This window comes from Flavobacterium anhuiense (genome assembly GCF_001705175.1).
GTDB lineage: Bacteria > Bacteroidota > Bacteroidia > Flavobacteriales > Flavobacteriaceae > Flavobacterium > Flavobacterium anhuiense.
In genome coordinates, this window is sequence record NZ_CP016907.1 from 4,815,813 (window position 1) to 4,836,875 (window position 21,063).

Sequence of the window (21,063 nt, forward strand, 5' to 3'; positions counted from 1 at the left end):
AGCATTAATCCTCAATCAAACTAATCTCAAAAACCGTTTTTCCATTTTCGTTTTTATGCGAAACATATCCGCCGTGCGCTTCAATAATATTTTTGGATAAAGTCAGGCCAATTCCCGCGCCTTCAGGTCGAGTGGTAAAAAACGGTAGAAATATTTTTTCTTCAATTTCTTTTTCAATTCCTTTTCCGCTATCTGAAACTTTTATAAAAATGCGATTATTTTTGGCTTCCGCCGAAATCGAAATTTGTTTCAGATTACTGTTTTCTAAAGCATTAATAGAATTGGTCAATAAATTAATCAACACTTGTTCAATCTGTTGCGAGTCGATATTTATCAAATAGTTTTGAGCAACAGAATTGGTAACTTCGATGTTGTTTTTTCTAAACAGCGGATTCATGACTTCAATACAGTTTTCAACCACCTGCTGCAATGCTGTTTTTTCTTTCTTAGGAGAAGGAAGCATAGCCAGTTTTCGATACCCTTCAACAAATTTCTGCAAATGATCGCTTCGTCTCAACATTGTCTGCACACTGTGTTTGACATCTTCTAAATCTTCTGCCGAAAGCGAATCTTGCTCTACTAAATCTTCCAAATTCTGGCAAATAGAACGAATAGGCGTTATGGAATTTAACAATTCATGCGAAATCACTTTCATCAAATTGATCCAAGCATCCTTTTCTTTTTTTTCAACCACACTCTGAATCGAGTCGAGCAAAACAATAAAATAATCCTGTTCGAAAATTTCGGTTCGTGAAGCCTGTAAAACAAACGTCTGTTTACTTTGTTTGTTTATACTAAGCTCAATCGAAGTTTTGATTTCATGAAAATCATCTTTTTCGATAATTTCACACAAAGATGGCAGCTGATTCTTGAGGTATTTCCATTTTGAAACTTTAGGCACATTAAAATGGCTCGAAAAATAATCGTTCATTAAAAAAATACTCCAATCGCTCTCTTGCTTCTGCAAAATAATAACGCCCGATTCTATATTATTTAAAATCGAACGATAAATTATATCTCTCGTAACTTGCTCATTTTGCTTGTTTTTTAATGTTTCATACAAAGTAAAAAGCTCGTTATACGTACTATTGAATTTATGTTTAGAAAAATCAGAACTAAAATCATCCTGCAATATCGAAGAAATGGTTTTATTATAAATCAAAACCATATTTTTAACATAAAAATACATTTCTCTACTCAGCAGAAAAACCATGCAGAGGCTAAAAATTCCCGTAAAAAGCAAACCAATCTTAAAGAAATAAAGCGACAATTCGATGCCGATGACGATAAAAATTAATCGCAGAAAAAGGAGTTTATAAGTTTGTAAAGTCCTTAACATAATTAGTCGATATTGATATTAAATTTCTCCAAACGTCTATACAGCGCGCCTCTTGAAAGCCCTAATTCTTCGGCTGTTTTACTGATATTGTTGTTGTTTTTAAGAAGTGCTTTTTCAACTGCTGCTTTTTCAACAGAAGAAAGCTGAATATCATCTGAATTTTCCTCGTAAGGTGTTATCGTTTCTAAATCCAGATCAGAAACCGTTATGGTGTTATTTTCGCAGAGAATAACGGCGCGCTCAATCTTATTTTCCATTTCACGGATGTTTCCGTTCCAGGCATGTTTTTCAATCTGCTCCAAGACTTTTTTATCAAAAGTGATTTCGTCGCGGCCATATTTCTCAATCATTTTATCCAAAAGATATTCGGCAAGCGGAATCTTATCTTCGTGACGTTCTCTCAACGGAGGCAAAACGATTTCCATGGTATTGATGCGATAATACAAATCTTCACGAAAATTTTTATCAGCTACTTCTTTTTTTAGATTCAAATTGGTTGCTGTAATAATTCTAACATTCAAAGGTCTTGCTTTCGTTTCTCCCAATCTTGTTACGGTTTTGGTTTGAATCACTTGAAGTAGTTTTGATTGCAAATGAAGTGGCACATTCCCGATTTCATCCAAAAAAATAGTTCCGTGTTGCGCCATTTCAAAGCGTCCTGCTGTATCCGTTTTAGCATCGGTAAAAGCGCCTTTGGCATAACCAAACAACTCGCTTTCGAAAATATTCGAATTTAAAGAACCTAAATCGACTGCAATAAACGGCTGGTTTTTCCTTTCGGATTGCAAGTGAATATGATGCGCGAGAACAAATTTTCCGGTTCCATTTTCACCTAAAATTAGAACATTAGCATCGGTTTTGGCGACTTTATCTGCCAGTGAATAGGCCTTTTTTATAATTTCAGAACTGCCGACAAAAAAGTCTTCTTTTAGCTCAACCTCTTTATTTTTCTTCTGTTCTTTTCGAGATTTATCTACGGCTTGTTTTACCGATTCTAAAAGCTTTTTATTTTCCCAAGGTTTTAGAATATAATCAAAAGCACCCGATTTTAAACCTTCGACAGCTGTTTCTACTTTTCCAAAAGCCGTCATAAGAATGACAACTGTTTTTGGCGAAAGCGTTTTGATTTCCTTCAAGAGATACAGCCCTTCTCTCCCATCTTCAAAACCTAATCTGTAATTCATGTCTAATAACACTACATCAATGGCATTTTTCGCCAATAATTCGACAATGTTTTTCGGATTATTGAGCGTATAAATGTTTTCAAAATACTTTTTCAGATAAACTTTTGATGCAAAAAGAATGTCTTCCTGATCGTCGATGATTAAAATAGATGCGTTGGTCTTTTTCATTATTGTTCAGTTTTGGACGAAAGGTGTCCATTTATGGACAGTTTAGATTTTTATCAAAAAATAATCCCTTAAAAACAAGGCTTTTACAAGGTTTAATTTACTGGCACGAAAATCACATTAGAACTTGTAAATCATTAAGAATTAACCTCTTTAGGAAGTACAAATAACAAAATAAATAGCGATAAATTAAAAAAATTTTATCTTAATTTTCAGACTTGTTTCTGTCATTTCCGAAGGGCATAAAAATTTTAAAAGAAAATCAATCAAAAATTAAAACAGTCAAATTATGATTACCATTACAAAACTTTCGAAAGTATTTAGAACTGAGGAATTAGAAACCAAAGCATTGAGTGAAATTTCGTTAACCATTAATCAAGGCGATTTTGTTTCGATTATGGGACCTTCGGGAAGTGGAAAATCGACTTTATTGAATATTGTTGGACTTTTGGACAGCGCTTCAAGCGGAAGTTACCAACTTCTTGATCAAGAAATGGTCGGCTTGAAGGAAAAACAAAAATCGCAAGCCAGAAAAGAAAACATCGGATTCATCTTCCAGAATTTCAACTTAATTGACGAATTATCAGTTTTTGACAACATCGAATTGCCTTTAATTTATAGCAATGTGCCTTCTGCCGAAAGAAAATCGCGAGTAAACGAAATGGCAAAAATTTTGGGAATCGCACACCGATTGAAGCATTTTCCGCAACAGCTTTCAGGCGGACAGCAGCAGCGTGTAGCCGTAGCAAGAGCTTTAATCAATAATCCGAAAATTATTTTGGCCGATGAGCCAACAGGAAATCTAGATAGTAGAAACGGAAACGAGGTTATGGAATTACTAACCGACCTTCATGCTAGCGGATCGACAATTTTGATGGTGACACACTCCGATTATGACGCTTCTTTTTCGCAAAAAACCATTTTCATGAAAGATGGTGCAATTCTTTCAGAAAAAGTAAATCATAGAAATGTTGATGTATTGGTAAATTCAAATTACTAGGGTCATGCTTAAAAACTGGACAAACATATTTATTTACCATATTAGGAACAACAAATTCTTTACAGTTCTAAACATATTAGGCTTAAGTATCGGAATTGCAGGTTTAATCTTTGCCATTCTATACTGGAATGACGAACACGCTTACGATAAGTGGAATCCTGAAAAGGATAAAATTTATAACGTAATGAATGATTTTGGCGGGGGAAATATCTGGACAACAAACTCTCCAATTCCTGGCCGAATGCTAAAAGAAACTACTTCTTATTTAGAGCAATATTGCTATTATAGACCGTATTATACAAAAGAAACGATTCAGTACAACGGAAAAATAGAATTGGTCGACAAAATCTTTTCGGCCGAAAGGAGCTTCTTTTCTTTTTTCCCTTTTGAGTTTATTCAGGGCAATGCCAAAACAGCCTTTAGCGATCGCAACAGCATGGTGCTTTCTAAAGAAACTGCCACGCGCATTTTTAAGAATGAAAATCCAATAGGCAAACAGGTAAAATATGCCGATCGAATTTTTGTTGTTCGCGGTGTTTACAAATTACCTGAAAAATCGTCGGTAATGCCAGCTGTAGTGACTCCCGTAGTTGAAGAAGAATTAGAAAAAAATAAAGAAAACTGGGGTTTCAATTACGGATTAATGCTTAAGCTGAAAAAACAAAGTGATACGACAGCTGTAATTCAAAATTTGGATAAAATATTTCTTGAAGACAACTACAAAAAACAAGCAAAAGCTGAAGGTTTATCTCTTGAACAATTTATAAAACAATATGGAGATCCCATAAAATCAAGGCTTCTTCCGCTTTCAAGGGCAAGACTTTTTCAAGGTAATTATGCGTTTCCTGAAAAAAATGGCAATTTACAGTTCTTGAAGATTGTAATGGGTTTATCAATCTTAATTTTAATTCTTTCGATTGTAAACTACATCAATATGGCAACTGCAAATGCGATAAAACGTGCCAAAGAAGTTGGAGTTCGCAAAATAATTGGCGCTTCAAAATCTCAAATTATTGCTCAGTTTGTATTTGAAACCACACTAATGACGTTATTTTCTGTTCTGCTGGCCATGGTAATTGTTGAGCTTTCACTACCCTTCTACAATTCTTTTTTAGAAAAAAATCTAGTCCTAATCGGAGCTCAATTTTACTTTCAGCTGATTGTAGTTTTCTTTGCTGTAATATTGGTTTCCGGGGTTTTTCCAGCAGTCTACATTTCAAATTTTGAAACTCTGAAAGTTCTAAAAGGCAATTTTTCGAGAAGCAAAAACGGTGTCTGGATTCGTAACGGAATGCTTGTTTTACAGTTTTCTATTGCTACTCTTTTTATTATCGGGTCTTTTATTGTTTACAAACAGGTAAACTTTATGATGGCGAAGGATTTAGGTTTTAATGGATCTCAGGTTATGGACATTTCTTTTAAACCGCAAAAAGGAAAAAATCAATATGAAAGGTATAAAGCAATTAAACAAGAACTTCTAAAAATTAAAGGCGTTGAAGGTGTTTCTGCTGGAATGTTTTCTATTGGAAGCAATGAGAATTCATGGCAAGGGCTGCACTATAAAGCAAATAAAGAAGTGATTACGCAGCAATTGCCTATGGATTTCGGACAGCTCAACCTCTTAGGAATCAAAATATTAAAAGGAAGAGATTTGAATCCTGAATTGGCAACAGACAGCATCTCGAGCGCTTTATTGAATGAAACCGCGGCCAAAACCCTAATGGTAAAAGACCCTGTAAATCAAGATATCACATTTGGAGGTCAGAAATTTAAAGTGGTAGGTATTGTCAAAAATTTCCATTACATCGGATTAGAATATAATGTTGCTCCAATGATCTTTTTTCATATTAAAGCGTTTGACTGGATGACTAATGATATGAGAAATATGACGGTCAAAATATCTCCAGACCAAATGCCCGAAACGATTGCAGCTATAGATAAATTCTGGAAATCTAAAGTAGATCAGGAATATCCGTTTGAGTATGATTTCGTAGATAAAAACTTTGCCAGAACCTATAAGAAATATCAAGATCAGAGAAATCTGTTTGCTCTGCTGAATGTGGTGGTCATATTAATTGCTGTTTTCGGATTGTTTGCTTTGGCTTCTTTTTCTATGGAAAGAAGACTGCGCGAAATTGCCATCAGAAAAACGCTTGGCGCTGAAACCAATACTTTGCTAAAAGAATTATCCAAACAGTATGTCATTTTCTGCATAATTGGTTTCCTTATCGGAATTGTTCCTGCCTATTTATTTATGCAGAAATGGCTTGAAAACTTTGCCTCTCGAATCGATATTCCGTTTCTGCCTTTTCTAGTCGCTTTTGTTTCGCTGTTATTTTTAACGCTGACGATTGTTTTAGCAAAAGCCTACCAAGTAACAAAAGTAGATGTACTGCGATATTTAAAATATGAGTAATTAGTTTGAGTTTTTGTAAAAAGCTGTGCAAGTCTGAGCCCCTTGCGCAGCTTTTTTATTTTGATTAAGCGTAAAATCTTTTTAAAATTTTCTTGGCACTATCTGAAGCTACAATCAGTCCACCACTCATCATGATAATGTCTTTGAGAACCAAACGGCCTCCAACTGAAAGATACGGAAAACCAAACTGTGGCGTTGGAAAATCACCTCCCAAATTCGGAACGTAAACTTCTGGTGTTGTAATTAAAAATGATAAGGTTACAAATGCCATTCCGAATGTCAGAAGTCCGCCCACAAAGCCCATTTTAGGAAACCAAATGCCTAAAAGAACCAATAAACCTATTGTTACAATAACAATTCCTAATCCGTAAGAGAAAATGTATGTGCCGTTTTCTTCGTGCCATTTGATGTTTTTCTCAACCGTTTTACCTTCAACGTTTTTGTAAAGTGTGTAGGCTTTTACCGTTTTTCCGTCATCATTTACAATTTGTTTATTGGCATCTTTATAAAAGAAACTCATAAACGGACTATTCGCGACAAGCGGAACTATTCCGTCTGCTTCATATTTAAAGACTTTTAATCCGCCAATCCAAGCCATTACAACAAATATGGCAATTCTTAAAAAGTGAATAAAGTTGTTTTGCCCACCAGCAATAAATCTTATAAATTTTTCCATTTTGATTATGTTTTAAATACATATCAAAATTACTTTACAGCTAACGGGATAAAAATGGACGTAAAGGAGTTTTCATGGATTATTTTGCCACGATAGAAATACCGACTTCTTTTCTAAATACTGTAGGCGAAATTCCAACACTTTTCTTGAAATAGCGGCTGAAATAGAATTCGTCTTCAAAATTAAGATCGTCTGCTATTTCTTTTATCGTTTTGGTTGTCAAATGCAACAATTTCTTGGCTTCCAAAACAATTCGATCTTGAATAAGCTGAGAAGGTGATTTTCCAAAATGCTTTTTAATTCTTTTACTAAAAGTATTCACACTCAAATTGTATTTTGACGCATAAAAAGCAACTTCTTTTGCTTCTAGAAAATGCGTGTCTAACAAATGCTGAAACTTCAAAATATCAGCATTTCCTATAGATTCCTGAATTTGTGGTGACATTTTAAGTTGTTTTTCTTTGCTGCTTAAAGCTAGAATAACTTGCAAATAGGATTTTATAATCGAATTATCATAATCCAAATCAGAGTCTTCCACCCTTTTCATTCTTTCCATAATACTCGTAATTTCTTCGTAAATAAAATCGGAAACAGTTACAAAAGGTTCGCTGTAAATATCATTGAATAAAATTCCGTTGCATGCCACTTCTTTTTTATGATATTCAATGCAGTAAAAATCTCCGTGAAAACTTAGAATATTTACGAAAGACGCTGTCGAACTTTTCCATTGCAATAATTGATACGGCGTTAAAAACAAAAGACTCTTTCCTTTGCATTCATAATCAGTTAAATCGACAGAGAAAACAGCTTCTCCGTCAAACATTAGAATGTTGTAATAAGGCTCGTTGATTTCCTTTTGAAGAAAAGAAGATTGCTGCAGTTCGATTTTCATATTACTAAATTACGGTTTGTTTCTTTTGTTTCTCCAAAAAAACTAAACCGTATAAATTTAGCTTTTTTATTCTTTTTTGGTAAATCCCTTTCTGGTCATTTCACCCCAACCTTTTGTTCCCATAATTTTTTCTTTATAGCCGACCAAAGCCGCATAAACAGTAAGCGGATGAAAGTAAAACGGTTCGACAAATGCAGCCATTAAAAGCTTGAAAAAATCGGCTTGTTTGGGGTATTTATGATAGGTTTTTTCTTCACTGTATAAAGCAATCACAGAAAACAAAACTGCAAACGAATACACAAAAAACAATAGCAAGAAGAAAAAATGCCAATTCAACAGACCGAATATTATAAATACAGCAGTGATTATTAAACCAATAAATTCTATCCCAGGCGCTAGAAATTCGAACAAAGTCCAATACGGCACACTTAGCATTCCTAGTAATTTGTATTTTGGATTAAGAAACATTCTGCGGTGAATGCTTAATGTTTCTATTGTTCCTCTCATCCATCGGGAACGCTGTTTTTTGAATATTTTGAAATCCTCAGGTGCTTCTGTCCAACAAAGCGGATCTGGAATGTAACTTACAGAATAAGGCAGTTTATTATCCAGCATATAACGGCGCATTCTAACTATAAGTTCCATATCTTCTCCGACCGTTTTGGTGCTGTAACCACCAGAAAGTATGGCTATTTCTTTGTCAAAAGCGCCAAAAGCACCGCTAATCAGCAATAATCCGTCTAGTTTTCCCCAAGCCATTCTTCCTAAAAGGAAAGCTCTCAGATACTCTAAAACCTGAATTCTCGAAAGCATTACATCTGGTACATTTACTTCGACCAAGCGTCCATTTTTTATCACACACTGATTAGCGATTCGCACCACCCCACCAGTAGCAATAATACGTTTTCCGTAGGACTCTAAAAATGGCTTTGCGAGTTTTAAAAGCGAATCTTTATCTAAAATGCAATCGACATCAATACAAACCACATAGGGATTTTGAGCAATATTAAGTCCGACATTTAATGCATCTGCTTTTCCGCCATTTTCTTTATCAACAACAATCAGTTTTTTGAAAGCTGCATTTCTAGAAGTATAAATTCCTCTAATCTTTTTGGTTTCAATTTGTGGATGAAAGTCTAAATCGGTTAAAACCAAATCGTAGGTTTTGGTTAAGATTTCCATCGAATTGTCTTTGCTTCCATCGTTTACCACGATGACCTGATAATTATTATAATTCAGAGAAAGTAGAGATTTTACATTTTCTTCGATGGTAAGACCTTCGTTATACGCTGGCGCAATAAGCGAAAGTTTTGGTGCAAACTCGCTGGTTAAGAGCACATCATAATCAACAAAACTGTTTCGTTTGAGATATTTTCTAAGCTCTTTTGTAGAAATATAAGCCAGCATTAAATAAGAAGACATAATTAGTATGGCGTAACCAAGAATCAGGAGTATGTATACATCCAAAAACCACGTTATTTCAGTATTAAAAAAAGTCATTTTCTTATAAGATTATGCTGTTAAGGTCTGTAAAAGACTCTGTGCTTTGTATTTAATTACCGTGTTTGAAGTATTGTCTGCTAACTGAACTACATAAGGAAGTTTCTGTGTTAGTTTAAGTTCTTTTATAAGTTTTAATCCAAGCGCAATTACAGTGGTGTTTTGCGATTCTAACAAATGTTCAATTCCTTCTCTATCACCAACATCATGTTTTTTGAAAGCGCCAATAATATTCAGCTGCATCCAATCGTCTATGGGATCTAAATGGTCTACCAAATATTTTATACTCTCAGTACCTTCAAGTTTTATAGCGGCATTTAATGCCACAATCTTTAGTGTTTTTTTTCTCGCTTTAGAGTAAGCAATAATCTGATCGAATGCTTCTTTAATATTAAATTCTGCCAATTCAGTAATTCCTTTGCATTTTACTTCCCATTTCAAGCTTTTAAGCTTTCGGAACGAAGATTTTATTAATCCCGAATCTTTATAAAACTCTTCCAATTTCTGAGCATAAATTCCTTCGTAGTTTTTATGCAGATTGATAAGGGATTCCATTAAAACTTCTCTAAAAAAAGGCGTGTCAAAAAGCACAAGAAAATTTTTGTCTTTTTTTACTTCAGCAAAAGAAATATTCTCAAAAATGACAGCCGATAATACTTTATCTATCACAACACTGTATTCTTTGCTAAGACGTTCTTTTTTGATTTTACCATTTCTGCTGGCTACTATAATAAGATACAGAATAAGTGAACCCGCTAAGAACAGATAAATGGAGAAAGTAAGAAAAGGCACTTCCCACTGGCCGTTTTTATATAGTTCCCAGAATTCTGTCATCTTAAAAACGTTTTGTTACAATTAGCTGTACATTAAACTTGTTTCTGTATTCGCTGGGAATATATTCCTCATATTCATAAAGGAAAATCGGGCGCACAAAAAACGAATCCCCAAAACGATGCTGATATTGAAGTCCGACACGATAAGCTTTTAATGGCTGTGTAAAACTATTGTAGAGATACAGATATGGAACATTTCCGTATTGCAATTCCAATCTGATAAGGCGTTCTTTTTCTTCATTTACGCGCTGAACGCTTAAAACATGAGAAAAAAGTTCGTTCGAAATATCATAATAAGGTCTATAAGCAAAATTATAAACTCCTGCATTGTATGCCACTTGTCCTGTCAGCAAGGTAATATCGTCTGTATCAAAATGCATAAATCTTGCTCCAAGCGAAAAATCAAACTTTTTCTGTGGAGCAAAATAATATTCCAAACCACCTTTTAATACAGGAAATATGGTTTTTCCTGTTGATACTCCAGCATTTGCATACAAATAACTTTTGTCTGAAAAAGTCTGATAAAAATCGGTTTCAAAAAGCATTTGAGTCTCATTGCTGATGTTTCCAATATTTGCCCTTCCTACAATCGCTGATTTACTGAATTTATGCGAGTACTCTGCGTATCCATAATGAAACGGAGACTGTCCAGGATTTGATGTCGAAATATTTAGATAAGAAAACGAAACTGCATTTTTGGCTTTGCGCCCAATAAGCGTACGGATTCCTCTGAAAGCTTGAGTACTATTATCAATGTAAGATGCTTTATCTATTAAATCTAATGCCTCCTGATCACGGTTTAGTTTTTCCAGACAAGTGGCTTTAATTTTCAAAACCTCAACCGATTTTGGATCAATAGCAAGGTATTTATCGCAATACGAAATACATTTTTCGTAATCTTCTGTCCAGAAATACACATTTATAAGCGCTTGCAAAGCCTCAAGATTGGGATTGTTTCTGTCTGCCATGGGAGACAAAACTTTTACTGCCATTTTATAATCCTTTTTCCAGCTGTAAATTCGTCCCGCAAAAGTCTGCACATCCTCGTTTTCAGGATATTTTGCGCGAAGGGGTTCTATCAGCGACAATGCTTTATCATAATTTTCTTTTTCGGCTTCACGCCTTGCATTTGTCAGAGTCTCATCAACATTGATTTCTTGGCCCATTGCAATTGAGGAAATAAAAAGCAGGAAAATAGAATAATATACCAACTTCATCATATTCGAGTCTTTAGCAGTTTATTAATCCTCACTAAAAGCACAGCCGGACTTACAGGCTTAGCAATAAATTCGTTTGCTCCAATGTCAAAAGAATCAAGCTCTGTCTGCTCAACACCCGAAGAAGTTAATATAATGACAGGAATATCAGATTTAAGGTTCTCTCTAACATGCTGGGTAATTTCCATCCCGCTTATTCCTGGCATATTTATGTCGGTCAATATCAAATCATAGTTTTCTTTTTCGATCGCCTCTAGCGCCTCTTTACCATCAGAAAACTGGTCAACATTAAATCCTTTAGACTCTAAGAAAAAAGACAACGATTTGCGTAGGATATCATTATCTTCGGCTACAATAATTCTCATTTTTTATTTTTTTCTCTTTGGGACAAACTAAATCATATTCATTATTACTATAAAACTACAGTATATTTCCGTTATATCATAACTCTTTTAAAATTTTAACGACTTCCTCAATTCCACAACTGAAAATATTCATTTTATCTAAAACGTCTGCCGTAAATTTACCATATGAGGCTTCTTCCTCAATAATTGACAGGCAATTGCTCAAATCCTGCAGCATAAAAATATCCATGCTTGATTTCATATTATGCGCCAGTTTCCTTACGTTGTCGTAATCAGTTTCCTTAAATGCTTCTTCTAACTGTGCCACTTGATTCGGAATTTTTTCAATAAAAAGATTAATCATATCTTTTTTAAATTCTGGATCGTTTCCAGACATTTCATCTAGAAAAGACATATCAATAATTCTCTTATGATGCGCATCAGCGTCTGGTGACATTACCGTTTTTATGGCTTTTAAAAGAACGGACTGCTTAAACGGTTTTGGCACATAAGCATTCATTCCTACTTTGTAGCATCGCTCCTGCTCTCCTACCAGAGAATGTGCTGTCATGGCAATAATCGGAATGGCGGAATTCATTTCATTTCTAATATATTCTGTGGTTTGGTAGCCATCTTTAACGGGCATTTGTAAATCCATTAAGACCAAATCATATTCATTTTGAGACAAAAGTTCGATGCCTTCTTCACCGTTTTGTGCAATATCCAAATCAAAACCAAAATTATTAATTACGCTTTTTGCAAGCTTTTGGTTTAAAACATTATCTTCGCAGAGCAATATTTTAAGATTTCCCAAATCATTATTAGAAACAGTTTTTACTTCTGCTTCCCTAGCGTTTGATTTTTTATATGACAGGGTAAAGAAAAATTCCGAACCACGGTTTAAGGTACTTTTTACATGAACTTCTCCTTTCTGAAGTTCGACTAGCTGTTTTACTATATTCAATCCGAGTCCAGTGCCTCCAAATGTTCGCGTTGTGCTTTCCTCACCTTGCGTAAACCTTTCAAAAATAGTTTCGAGCTTATCTTTTGCGATTCCAATCCCAGTATCTTTAATAGAAAATTTAAACGAATAACTGTCTTCGGTTTCCTCAATTTTCTTTACCGAAACGGTCACTTCTCCTTCATTTGTAAACTTCAGCGCATTTCCAATGAGATTTACCAATATTTGATTGAGCCTTCCTTGATCTCCAATCACCATGTCTGGCAATTCAGCATCAAGAAAAAGATTAAACTCAACTTCCTTCTGCACTTTTACTTTCAGCAAACTATAAACGTGTCTAAGGGTTTTCTTCAAATTAAATGGCTCGGATTCGATTGGTAAATTTCCAGACTCCATTTTTGAAAGATCCAGAATATCATTTACTATCAAAAGTAAATTTTCGCCAGCAATTTGGACATTTCCTATATAATCACGCTGTGTATCATCAAGTTTTGTTTGTGCCAGCAGATCTGTAAAACCAATAATTGCATTAAGAGGCGTCCTAATTTCATGACTCATATTGGCCAAAAAACTATCTCTTGCCAAAACTGCTCGTTCTGCGATTTTTCGTTGCGTATACAATTGATTGTTTTTTGTGCTTAATTCCAATGAAGTAATAACATGTTTGGCCACAATAGAAAGTGCATTACGCTGATTTTCATTCAATACTTTGGCCTCATGATCAATAGCACATAATGTTCCAATATTATACCCGTCTGGCGTTGTAAGCGGTACCCCTGCATAAAATCGTATATTAAAACCTCCAGTAACATTAGGATCATCTTTAAAACGATCATTAAGTAAAGTATCGTTTATTTCTGTCATTTTAGAGTCCAAGATGGTATACTGGCAAAAACTGATTTCACGCGGCACTTCAGAAACGCCTATTCCAATCTCCGATTTAAACCATTGCCTGTTTTCATCAATAAAAGAAATATGCGCAATTGGCACGCCGCAAATATAGGCTACAAGTTTTGTTGCATCGTCAAAAGCATCATCTGGAAGCGTATCAAGTATATTATAGCGTTTTAGAGCTGCTAAACGCTGTAGTTCGTTTTCTGGAATGGGGTAATTATTATTCATTTCTTTGGCGCAGTAAAAAGTATAAAGATAAAGCAAAATAGTCTAAAACCCTTGTCCAGCATAGAGTTTATTATAAAATTATATCCACAAAGACTTAAGTATTACGGTTTGGATTACTTATTTATTCTTTTTTCAATTTTCTATTATCAAATTTATGTTACAATTTAAGAATACTGTTTAATTCCAATATTGTCATTCCTTCAGGAAGCGCTTTGGGTGCTTTTACTAGTTTTTTGGCCAAAAATGAGGTTGCAATTGGTTTCAGATTTTTAAAAAGTCCAATTGCATTAAAGAATTTTATTACTTTAATTGAAAGCTTTTCGCCCAAACGATCTGTATTCTCACGAATTAGCGGTCCAGGTCTAAAAATAATATATTGAGAAAAATGAAGCTCTTGGAGGTATTCTTCTAGTTTTCCTTTCATCATAGAATAATATACGCTGCTTTTGGCTGAGGCTCCGTACGAAGAAACTAATACCAAAGATTTTACCTTATTTTGTTTTGCAACAGCTGCAAATTCGGCCGGAATATCATAATCGATTTTCCATTGTTTTTCTTTTGAACCTGCATCTTTCAGCGTGGTTCCCAAACAAGAAAAAAGAACGTCTCCATAAATTAAATTCTGAAATGAAGCTACATTTGAAAAATCAACAATATATTCTGTGAGTTTTGGATGTGATTTTTCTATTGGGCGTCTTACAAAAATCGAAACTGCTTCGTAATCATTATTTTCCAATAGCAGGTTAACTAGCTCTTTTCCTGTAGCGCCCGTAGCTCCAATTACTAATGCTTTCATGATTTTAGAAATTTTGTGTCGTAAATATAAGGATCTTTTTAAAAAACTTCTACCGATACTCCTCTGAAACATTCGGAAAATTCCCTTTCAAATGTTTTTTAAAACCTAAAAAATAGACTAACACAACGTGTAGTTTCTCTAACTTCAAATTAGAATTTTTAATTTTTTAATCATGATTTACCATCTGGCGAAAAAGCAATAATTCTCCATTACTGTTTTTTTTCCAAACATTTATACTTTTTCCTTTTACATTTCCGTTTTTTTCGTCGTCACGCCAATCAACGTTATAAAAGCCAAATTCTACAATGGCTTTTTGGGCATAAATGATATTTGAAGTTTGAATAGAAATCTGTTCAATACGCAATGTGCCAGGCTTTTCGTGTTCTGTAAAATAGGCTGTAATCTCTTTTTCGCCAGAAAGAATCGGAGTATAATAAGTCAAATACATGGCATCTGGCATAAACATTTTGGCATGCTCTGCTCCTTGCCTATTCTGAACTAATTCTTTAATTCTATTATTTCTTTCTTTTACTTCTAAAGTTAACTTGTCAGTCGGAATATATTCTTTCGTTGGCGGAACTGCGGTATCGTCTATATTCGGAATATTTTTATCATCAAAATAACTTGCCGAACCCCAAATTTCTGCGGCAATTGTTGGAGGCAGGCTCCTATTGGAAGACTTTTTCCATAAAACTGAATATTTTCCAGAATACGAAAACGGATTCTGTCCGTTTACATTTAAGTTTTCAGCGAAAGTTCCAATCTCTAAAACGTAATTGCCGAGGTCTTGCAATTCTAAAATAGTTCTTTGGTAAGCACTAACTTTTGCCTGTGCCAGCCATTGTTTGTAGAAATCTCGAATAGTTTCTCTACCCACCCGCTGCCTGCTGTGTTCTGGCATAAATAGGGTTTGATCGGTATAAGATTTTACCAAATCTTCTTGTTTTCCATTTATAAAAGCGGTGGCAAAAGAAGCATTATACTCTTCAATCTGCTTCTTTATAGCCGAATCTGCTTTGTTTTCTTGAGCAAAAATACCAATTGTCAAAAAAAGAAAAGCTAAACTAAACTTGATCATAGCATATTTGTTTTGGTTACACACAAATATACAATATTGATATTCAGTATTTTAAAAACAACAAAAAGGATTCAAAAACCACTTTGCAATAAGTCCATTTTTTATTAGAAAGCCTAAAACGGAAAAGTTAATTTTTAGAAAAATAACCATTTATAAGACAATAATTGGTTTTATAAAATGTTTATATATAAAAGATTATGATGCATCTAATTTTTTTAAATCAATACCACACAAGATTAAATAGTATAAAAACATGAAAAAAATATTTTTGATAATTGCCTTTGCTTCTTTTTCAATGCACAGTTTTGCTCAGGAATTGGATAATAAATTCAAATCAATTCCAGCAAAAAAATCTCCTGTAAAAGAAGTTATTCCTCCAGCAGAAGCTGCTCCCAAAGAAAACCCACCAGCGCCTATCGAGAAGCCAGCTCCATTGCAGGTTAATCCAGACGAATTATTTAAAAACACTAATCTTTATAAGCCGGAAGCCAATGTTGAGGGAATATTTTATAGAAGAAATCAGTTTTTAGGCAATTTCAACACTACTGCCGTTACTTCTACTATAATGTACCGAGATGCAGCTTTTGTAGACGGAGATAAAGTAAAAGTATATTTGAACGATAAAGTTATTGAACCTGAAGTCTTTTTGAACGGCGATTTTAAAAGTGTCAAAATAAATTTGGAAAAGGGAATCAATAAAATTGATATTGAAGCCTTAAACGAAGGTTTTGCTTCTCCAAATACAGCCGAATTTAAGGTTTATGACGATAAAGGCCAAGTTATTTCATCAAGCGAATGGAATGTTGGTACGGGTTATAAGGCTGTTATTGTTTTAGTTAAAGAATAAAAAAATTGTAATAAATCATAAAAAAGACTTAAAACTGCTGGGTTCAGCAGTTTTTTGCTTGGATACATGTAGTTAACTACGTAGTTTTGTACTCATATTTTAATTTTAAAATGCCATGCAGATTAAACCTATACAGAATGAGTACGAAAATGAAATCGTAGATCTCATATTAAACATTCAGCAAAAAGAATTCAATGTACCAATAACTTTAGCAGATCAGCCAGATTTATTAGATATCCAAAACTTTTATTTCAAATCGGGCGGTACATTTTTAGGCGCTTTTATTGACGGAAATTTGGTTGGCACAATTGCTTTGGTAAAATTTAATCCAGAAGCTGCTGCCATCAGAAAAATGTTTGTCAAGAAAGAATTCAGAGGAAAAGAATTTCAAATTGCCCAGCAATTATTGGAGCAATTAATTGAATATAGCAAAGAAAACGGAATTAAAAACTTATATTTAGGAACGGTTTCTTTATTGCAAGCTGCTTTGCGCTTTTATGAAAAGAACAACTTTGCAACAATACCAAAAGAAACGCTTCCTGCTGATTTTCCGTTAATGAAACCTGACAATGTTTTTTGCCATTTAATACTAAATCCATAACAATGAATATAATTGACGAAATAGGCATTTTGGCCATATCAACACGTTTGCAGCGTCTGAGCGAGCAATTGCGCAAAGACGGCGCACAGATTTACAGTTATTTTAATATTGATTTTGAACCAAAATGGTTTCCTGTAATTTACACGCTACATGTAAAAGAAATGCTGAGTGTAGTTGAAATTGCTAGCGAAATTGGCTACAGCCACCCTTCGACAATCAGTTTATTAAAGGAATTGGAAAAAGAGAAAATCATTAGCTCGAAAAAAGACAAACAAGACGAACGCAAGAGATTGATCATTTTGACAGCAAAAGGAAAAGAACTGGTTTCTAAAATGCAGCCCGTTTGGAGCATTATGACAAAAGCATTAAACGAAATTACCAACACTCAAAACAATCTTTTACGAGCAATTGAAGAAGCAGAACAGAATTTAACTCGTCAGGGATTTTTTCAAAAAGCCATTGAAATAAAAAGCAAAGACTAATCTTTGCCTGTAATTTTCTTTCTATGGTTATGCCCCCATTTTGCAAGAGAATCAATAACCTCTTTTAAGGTATGTCCGTATTCTGTTAACTCATATTCAACCGTAACAGGCTGTGTATTGAGAACAGTTCTCGTTACCAGCTGATTTTCTTCAAGGTTTTTCAATTCCCTGCTCAGCATTTTCCCAGAAATGCCTTCCACTTCTCGCAATAAGTCGGTAAATCTCAATGTATTGAAGCATAGCGATGCTATAATAGAAATTTTCCATCTTCCGTTTAAAATATACATGGCGTCATGGACTGCCATAATATGCTGATTGCACGATTTTTTGTCGTGTATGGGTTCTTTTATCATATTATATTAGTAGGTTACCTCTATGTTACAGTTACTTTTGGTAATCTTATGACAAAAATACACTTAAAGTTTTTACATTTGAATACAATTTTAATCAATTAAAAAAAATGGCCTTAATAGATGCACTAAAGTGGCGTTATGCTACAAAAAAAATGAACGGACAAGCTGTTCCGCAAGAAAAAGTAGATTATATTCTGGAAGCTGCAAAATTGGCACCTTCTTCTTCTGGTTTACAACCTTATAAAATCTTTGTCATTACAAACCAAGAGCTTAAAGAAAAGCTAAGAGCGGTAAGTTTTGATCAAAGCCAAGTTACAGACGCTTCTCACGTTTTGGTTTGGGCTGCTTGGGATGGTTACAGTTTAGAGAAAATTTCTGCCGTATTTGACAAAACCATTGCTGAGAGAGGAATTCCTGCTGATGCAATGGACGAATACAAGCAAAGACTTTGGGGAATGTATGAGCCTCTAGGTCAGGAATGGCACGCTAACCATGCGGCAAAACAAGCTTATATTTCGTTTGGTATTGCAATCGCTGCCGCGGCTGAGCAGCAAGTAGATGCAACTCCAATGGAAGGTTTTATTCCGTCTGAAGTAGACAAACTTTTAGGTTTAAACGAACTTGGTTTAAAAAGTGTTTTAGTTTTACCTCTTGGTTATAGAGATGATGCAAATGACTGGTTGGTAAACTTGAAAAAAGTAAGAACTGCTCAAGAAGAATTTATAACAGTAATTAAGTAAAAAATTAATTTTTGCTTAAAAGAAAATGCTTTTGAAAGGTACACCAGTACTTTTTTCAAAAGCATTTTTAGTTTAATTATTTCATTTTCAATCCAAAACGAAATCCAGTTTAAAAAACAAAAAACCAATTTTATCAGACTTATGTTATTTTTTAATTATTGTATAAAAAAAGGTACGCAATGCGGATAATTAAATAATATTGTATCCCTAATTTTGCTTTTATCCAAAACTATTCAATCTTATTTACAACAACTAAAATTCTAAAATTATGTCTGATTTTTTAACTCAATTTGGGGAAGACCTAAAAAAGAACGTCCCAGGGTTCATCGCAGTTTCTGTAGCTGAAATTGCAAGCGGCATGTCATACTATTCTCAATCTGTAGTAGCGGATTTTGATCCTGAGTTAGCATCGGCTTATAATCTAGAAGTGGTAAAAGCAAAAATGAATGCTATTAAAGCTTTAGGATTAAAAGACCAGGTAATTGACAACATCATGATAACGCTAAGTTCTCAGATTCACATCATTGATGTATCTGACAATCAGGAATACTTTATTTATCTGGCTGTAGATTCTACAAAAGCTAATTTAGGTATGACAAAATCTATCCTTAATAAATACAAAAAAGAAATAGTAGCTAAATTATAACACAATTTTACCTTTGTAAAGAGGAATATTCGAGAACGAATATTCCTCTTTATTTTTTATACAAATTGTTATTCGTTTCTTTTTAAAATATTTTATATTTCGAAATGTAAATAATGGATTTGTATAGATGGAGCTACGCGCCTATTTTGAAAAATATTCTGATGAAGCAACCTGTATTGAAGAGCTTAAAAACAAACGTTTAGAAAACGGACTTTTATGCAGGAAATGCGGACATAATGCGCATTCTTTCCGTCAGAATGATTTAAAATTTCAGTGTCGCAAATGTGGCAGCCGCACTAGCCTGCGCTCAGGCACTGTAATGGAAAACTCCAATCTTCCGATTCGATACTGGATGATCTGCATTGAATTGATGACGCTTTCGCACAGAAGATTATCTATTCTCAAAATTCAATATTTACTAGGACATAAACGTTACGAACCTATCTGGATGATGGTGCAGAAAATTCGTCTGGTTATGAAAATCAGGGACGAAAAATACAGATTAAAAGCCTATTCTGAATTTGATCCAGAATTTCTTCAAAAAATAGACAAACTCGCAATAAAGAAAAAAGCAGAAAATAGTACGTTGTGAATTATGTTATGAGTATCAATTTTTTATTTTTAACGCAAGACATTAATAAAAAGCCACAGATTATTAGGATTAAAATGATTTCTTAAAATCTGTATCAATCCTATAATCTGTGGCTTTATAAATATTGCAGAAGCTTCGATTTCTCTCAGCTTGACAATTCGAATTATCAATTGTTAATTCTCCATTATTTCTTCTTATTCTTTTTAGCTTTCGATCTTTTCGCTTTGTTTTTAGCTATCTTTTTTGCCTTTACTTTTTCTTTAGCTTTTTTAGCTTTGGCTTTCTTTTTAGCTTTCGCTTTTAATTTTGCTTTTTTAGCCTTCTCTTTCTTTTTGTCTTTTTTCTTAGCTGCAGCTTTTTTCTTTTTCAGTTTTTCTTTTTTCTCTTTTTCTTTCACTTTTTTATTTTTTTTAGATTTTGGCTGGTCTTCTTTTTCTTCTGATGTCTCCGCTGCTTCAGATGTAGTTTCCTCTCCTTCTTCTGCCTGTTTTGGTTCTTGCACTGCCTCTTTTGTGCTTTCCTCTTTTTCTGCAGTTTTTCTCGGAGCTCTTTTTGGTTTAGGTTTTTCTAGAGTTTCAACCGCTTCAGATTCTGGAACCAGAGCATCTTTTTGCTCGTTTTCATCATTAGAGATAACTGGACTAGCTTCTACCTCTTGATCGATTTCATTAGTAAGCACTTCTTTTGCCATTATTCTGTTAATTTTAAGAAATTGATTAAATTTATTTTGGATTAAACTAATTTTTAATGTTATTAAATCATTAAATTAACATCAAAAAATAATAAACAAAGATAGATTGAAAAACCTATTCGCCAATGTTAAGTTTTTCATGAGCATAAAAACCAGATTGTATTCATTTACAAATCAGATACTTATCCAATGTTAAGTTTTTTACCATTGCTTTTACAAAATTAAAAACGCCTTTACAGCCTTTTTACAGCTGTTTTTTCTCCGTCATAATGAATACTGAATTGCAAAATTTCGATTTAAATCAGATAAAAGGATTTACGATTTAGAATATTCAAAAACATTTATAAAAAAGCATTGAAAAGGCTCTAAATTCTGTATTTAAAGCATTTTTATTTGATGATATTCCATTTTATTGTTTCAAAACCTGTTTTTCGTGTTTCATTTTATAATCTGCAACATAGAAAAAAAAATTTCCTGACTTTGTTTCTTTAAATTTGAGTATTCCCCAAAATCAGATTAAGATAACTACACATTAATGCTTAAATCAATTTATTAATTTAAGGTGGTTATAAATTGCTGTGCTGCCTT

20 protein-coding genes and 1 pseudogene are annotated in these 21,063 nt (G+C 33.8%); 8 read left to right on the plus strand and 13 right to left on the minus strand.

The window, feature by feature from the left end:
• Positions 1-4: 4 nt before the first annotated feature.
• Together BB050_RS20335 and BB050_RS20340 are read right to left on the minus strand one after the other, a co-directional pair.
• The gene (locus tag BB050_RS20335; protein ID WP_066034904.1) at positions 5-1,339 is read right to left on the minus strand and encodes a sensor histidine kinase; all 1,335 of its coding nucleotides are present in this window, start codon (positions 1,337-1,339) and stop codon (positions 5-7) included.
• A 2-nt stretch (positions 1,340-1,341) separates the two neighbouring features.
• Positions 1,342-2,691, minus strand: coding sequence for a sigma-54-dependent transcriptional regulator (locus BB050_RS20340; RefSeq protein WP_066034905.1), 1,350 nt, complete (start codon positions 2,689-2,691; stop codon positions 1,342-1,344).
• 286 nt (positions 2,692-2,977) lie between these two features.
• On the opposite strand from BB050_RS20340, the gene BB050_RS20345 reads away from it, so the two are divergent.
• Together BB050_RS20345 and BB050_RS20350 are read left to right on the plus strand one after the other, a co-directional pair.
• A complete protein-coding gene (locus BB050_RS20345; protein ID WP_008463377.1) occupies positions 2,978-3,688 on the plus strand; it encodes an ABC transporter ATP-binding protein in 711 nt (236 codons plus the stop codon).
• Positions 3,689-3,692: 4 nt separating this feature from the next.
• Positions 3,693-6,104 (plus strand): ABC transporter permease, encoded by a 2,412-nt coding sequence (locus tag BB050_RS20350; RefSeq protein ID WP_066034906.1) that lies wholly within the window; start codon positions 3,693-3,695, stop codon positions 6,102-6,104.
• 64 nt (positions 6,105-6,168) lie between these two features.
• Here the strand turns inward: BB050_RS20350 and BB050_RS20355 are convergent, their stop codons facing one another.
• The 9 genes from BB050_RS20355 to BB050_RS20395 form a co-directional block, all read right to left on the minus strand.
• Entirely contained in the window at positions 6,169-6,780 is a 612-nt protein-coding gene (locus tag BB050_RS20355) for a DUF417 family protein (RefSeq protein ID WP_066034907.1), read from the minus strand.
• A 79-nt stretch (positions 6,781-6,859) separates the two neighbouring features.
• Positions 6,860-7,672: an AraC family transcriptional regulator gene (locus BB050_RS20360; RefSeq protein ID WP_066034908.1), complete on the minus strand. Its 813-nt coding sequence runs from the start codon at positions 7,670-7,672 to the stop codon at positions 6,860-6,862.
• Between the two features lie 66 nt (positions 7,673-7,738).
• Complete coding sequence (locus BB050_RS20365) at positions 7,739-9,172, minus strand: glycosyltransferase family 2 protein (protein WP_066034909.1); 1,434 nt, start codon at positions 9,170-9,172, stop codon at positions 7,739-7,741.
• A gap of 12 nt (positions 9,173-9,184) precedes the next feature.
• Complete coding sequence (locus BB050_RS20370) at positions 9,185-10,006, minus strand: hypothetical protein (RefSeq protein ID WP_008463372.1); 822 nt, start codon at positions 10,004-10,006, stop codon at positions 9,185-9,187.
• A 1-nt stretch (position 10,007) separates the two neighbouring features.
• Positions 10,008-11,225 (minus strand): YaiO family outer membrane beta-barrel protein, encoded by a 1,218-nt coding sequence (locus BB050_RS20375; protein WP_236940382.1) that lies wholly within the window; start codon positions 11,223-11,225, stop codon positions 10,008-10,010.
• Positions 11,222-11,587 (minus strand): response regulator transcription factor, encoded by a 366-nt coding sequence (locus tag BB050_RS20380; protein ID WP_008463369.1) that lies wholly within the window; start codon positions 11,585-11,587, stop codon positions 11,222-11,224. Before BB050_RS20380 ends, BB050_RS20375 begins: the two co-directional genes overlap by 4 nt.
• Before the next feature lie 76 nt (positions 11,588-11,663).
• Entirely contained in the window at positions 11,664-13,649 is a 1,986-nt protein-coding gene (locus tag BB050_RS20385; protein ID WP_066034910.1) for a GAF domain-containing hybrid sensor histidine kinase/response regulator, read from the minus strand.
• Between the two features lie 157 nt (positions 13,650-13,806).
• Entirely contained in the window at positions 13,807-14,445 is a 639-nt protein-coding gene (locus tag BB050_RS20390) for an NAD(P)H-binding protein (protein WP_066034911.1), read from the minus strand.
• A gap of 166 nt (positions 14,446-14,611) precedes the next feature.
• The gene (locus BB050_RS20395; protein WP_066034912.1) at positions 14,612-15,523 is read right to left on the minus strand and encodes a YybH family protein; all 912 of its coding nucleotides are present in this window, start codon (positions 15,521-15,523) and stop codon (positions 14,612-14,614) included.
• Between the two features lie 253 nt (positions 15,524-15,776).
• On the opposite strand from BB050_RS20395, the gene BB050_RS20400 reads away from it, so the two are divergent.
• The 3 genes from BB050_RS20400 (at position 15,777) to BB050_RS20410 (ending at position 17,453) form a co-directional block, all read left to right on the plus strand.
• Positions 15,777-16,370 carry a hypothetical protein gene (locus BB050_RS20400; RefSeq protein WP_008463364.1) on the plus strand — a complete coding sequence of 198 codons (594 nt, stop codon included), beginning with the start codon at positions 15,777-15,779 and terminating at the stop codon, positions 16,368-16,370.
• Positions 16,371-16,485: 115 nt separating this feature from the next.
• Positions 16,486-16,971 carry a GNAT family N-acetyltransferase gene (locus tag BB050_RS20405; RefSeq protein ID WP_066034913.1) on the plus strand — a complete coding sequence of 162 codons (486 nt, stop codon included), beginning with the start codon at positions 16,486-16,488 and terminating at the stop codon, positions 16,969-16,971.
• A 2-nt stretch (positions 16,972-16,973) separates the two neighbouring features.
• Positions 16,974-17,453, plus strand: coding sequence for a MarR family winged helix-turn-helix transcriptional regulator (locus tag BB050_RS20410; protein WP_008463362.1), 480 nt, complete (start codon positions 16,974-16,976; stop codon positions 17,451-17,453).
• On the opposite strand, the gene BB050_RS20415 is transcribed toward BB050_RS20410, so the two are convergent.
• The gene (locus BB050_RS20415; RefSeq protein WP_035690806.1) at positions 17,450-17,806 is read right to left on the minus strand and encodes a winged helix-turn-helix transcriptional regulator; all 357 of its coding nucleotides are present in this window, start codon (positions 17,804-17,806) and stop codon (positions 17,450-17,452) included. The two genes, BB050_RS20410 and BB050_RS20415, sit on opposite strands and share 4 nt — an antisense overlap.
• A gap of 107 nt (positions 17,807-17,913) precedes the next feature.
• Between BB050_RS20415 and BB050_RS20420 the strand changes: the two genes are divergently transcribed.
• The 3 genes and pseudogenes from BB050_RS20420 to BB050_RS20430 form a co-directional block, all read left to right on the plus strand.
• The gene (locus BB050_RS20420; protein ID WP_008463360.1) at positions 17,914-18,546 is read left to right on the plus strand and encodes a nitroreductase family protein; all 633 of its coding nucleotides are present in this window, start codon (positions 17,914-17,916) and stop codon (positions 18,544-18,546) included.
• Between the two features lie 268 nt (positions 18,547-18,814).
• Entirely contained in the window at positions 18,815-19,192 is a 378-nt protein-coding gene (locus BB050_RS20425) for a hypothetical protein (protein WP_008463358.1), read from the plus strand.
• A 127-nt stretch (positions 19,193-19,319) separates the two neighbouring features.
• Positions 19,320-19,772 (plus strand): annotated as a pseudogene (locus BB050_RS20430) (transposase); the annotation flags it as partial.
• A 196-nt stretch (positions 19,773-19,968) separates the two neighbouring features.
• Here the strand turns inward: BB050_RS20430 and BB050_RS21990 are convergent.
• Positions 19,969-20,475 carry a hypothetical protein gene (locus tag BB050_RS21990; RefSeq protein ID WP_066034915.1) on the minus strand — a complete coding sequence of 169 codons (507 nt, stop codon included), beginning with the start codon at positions 20,473-20,475 and terminating at the stop codon, positions 19,969-19,971.
• Between the last annotated feature and the right edge of the window lie 588 nt (positions 20,476-21,063).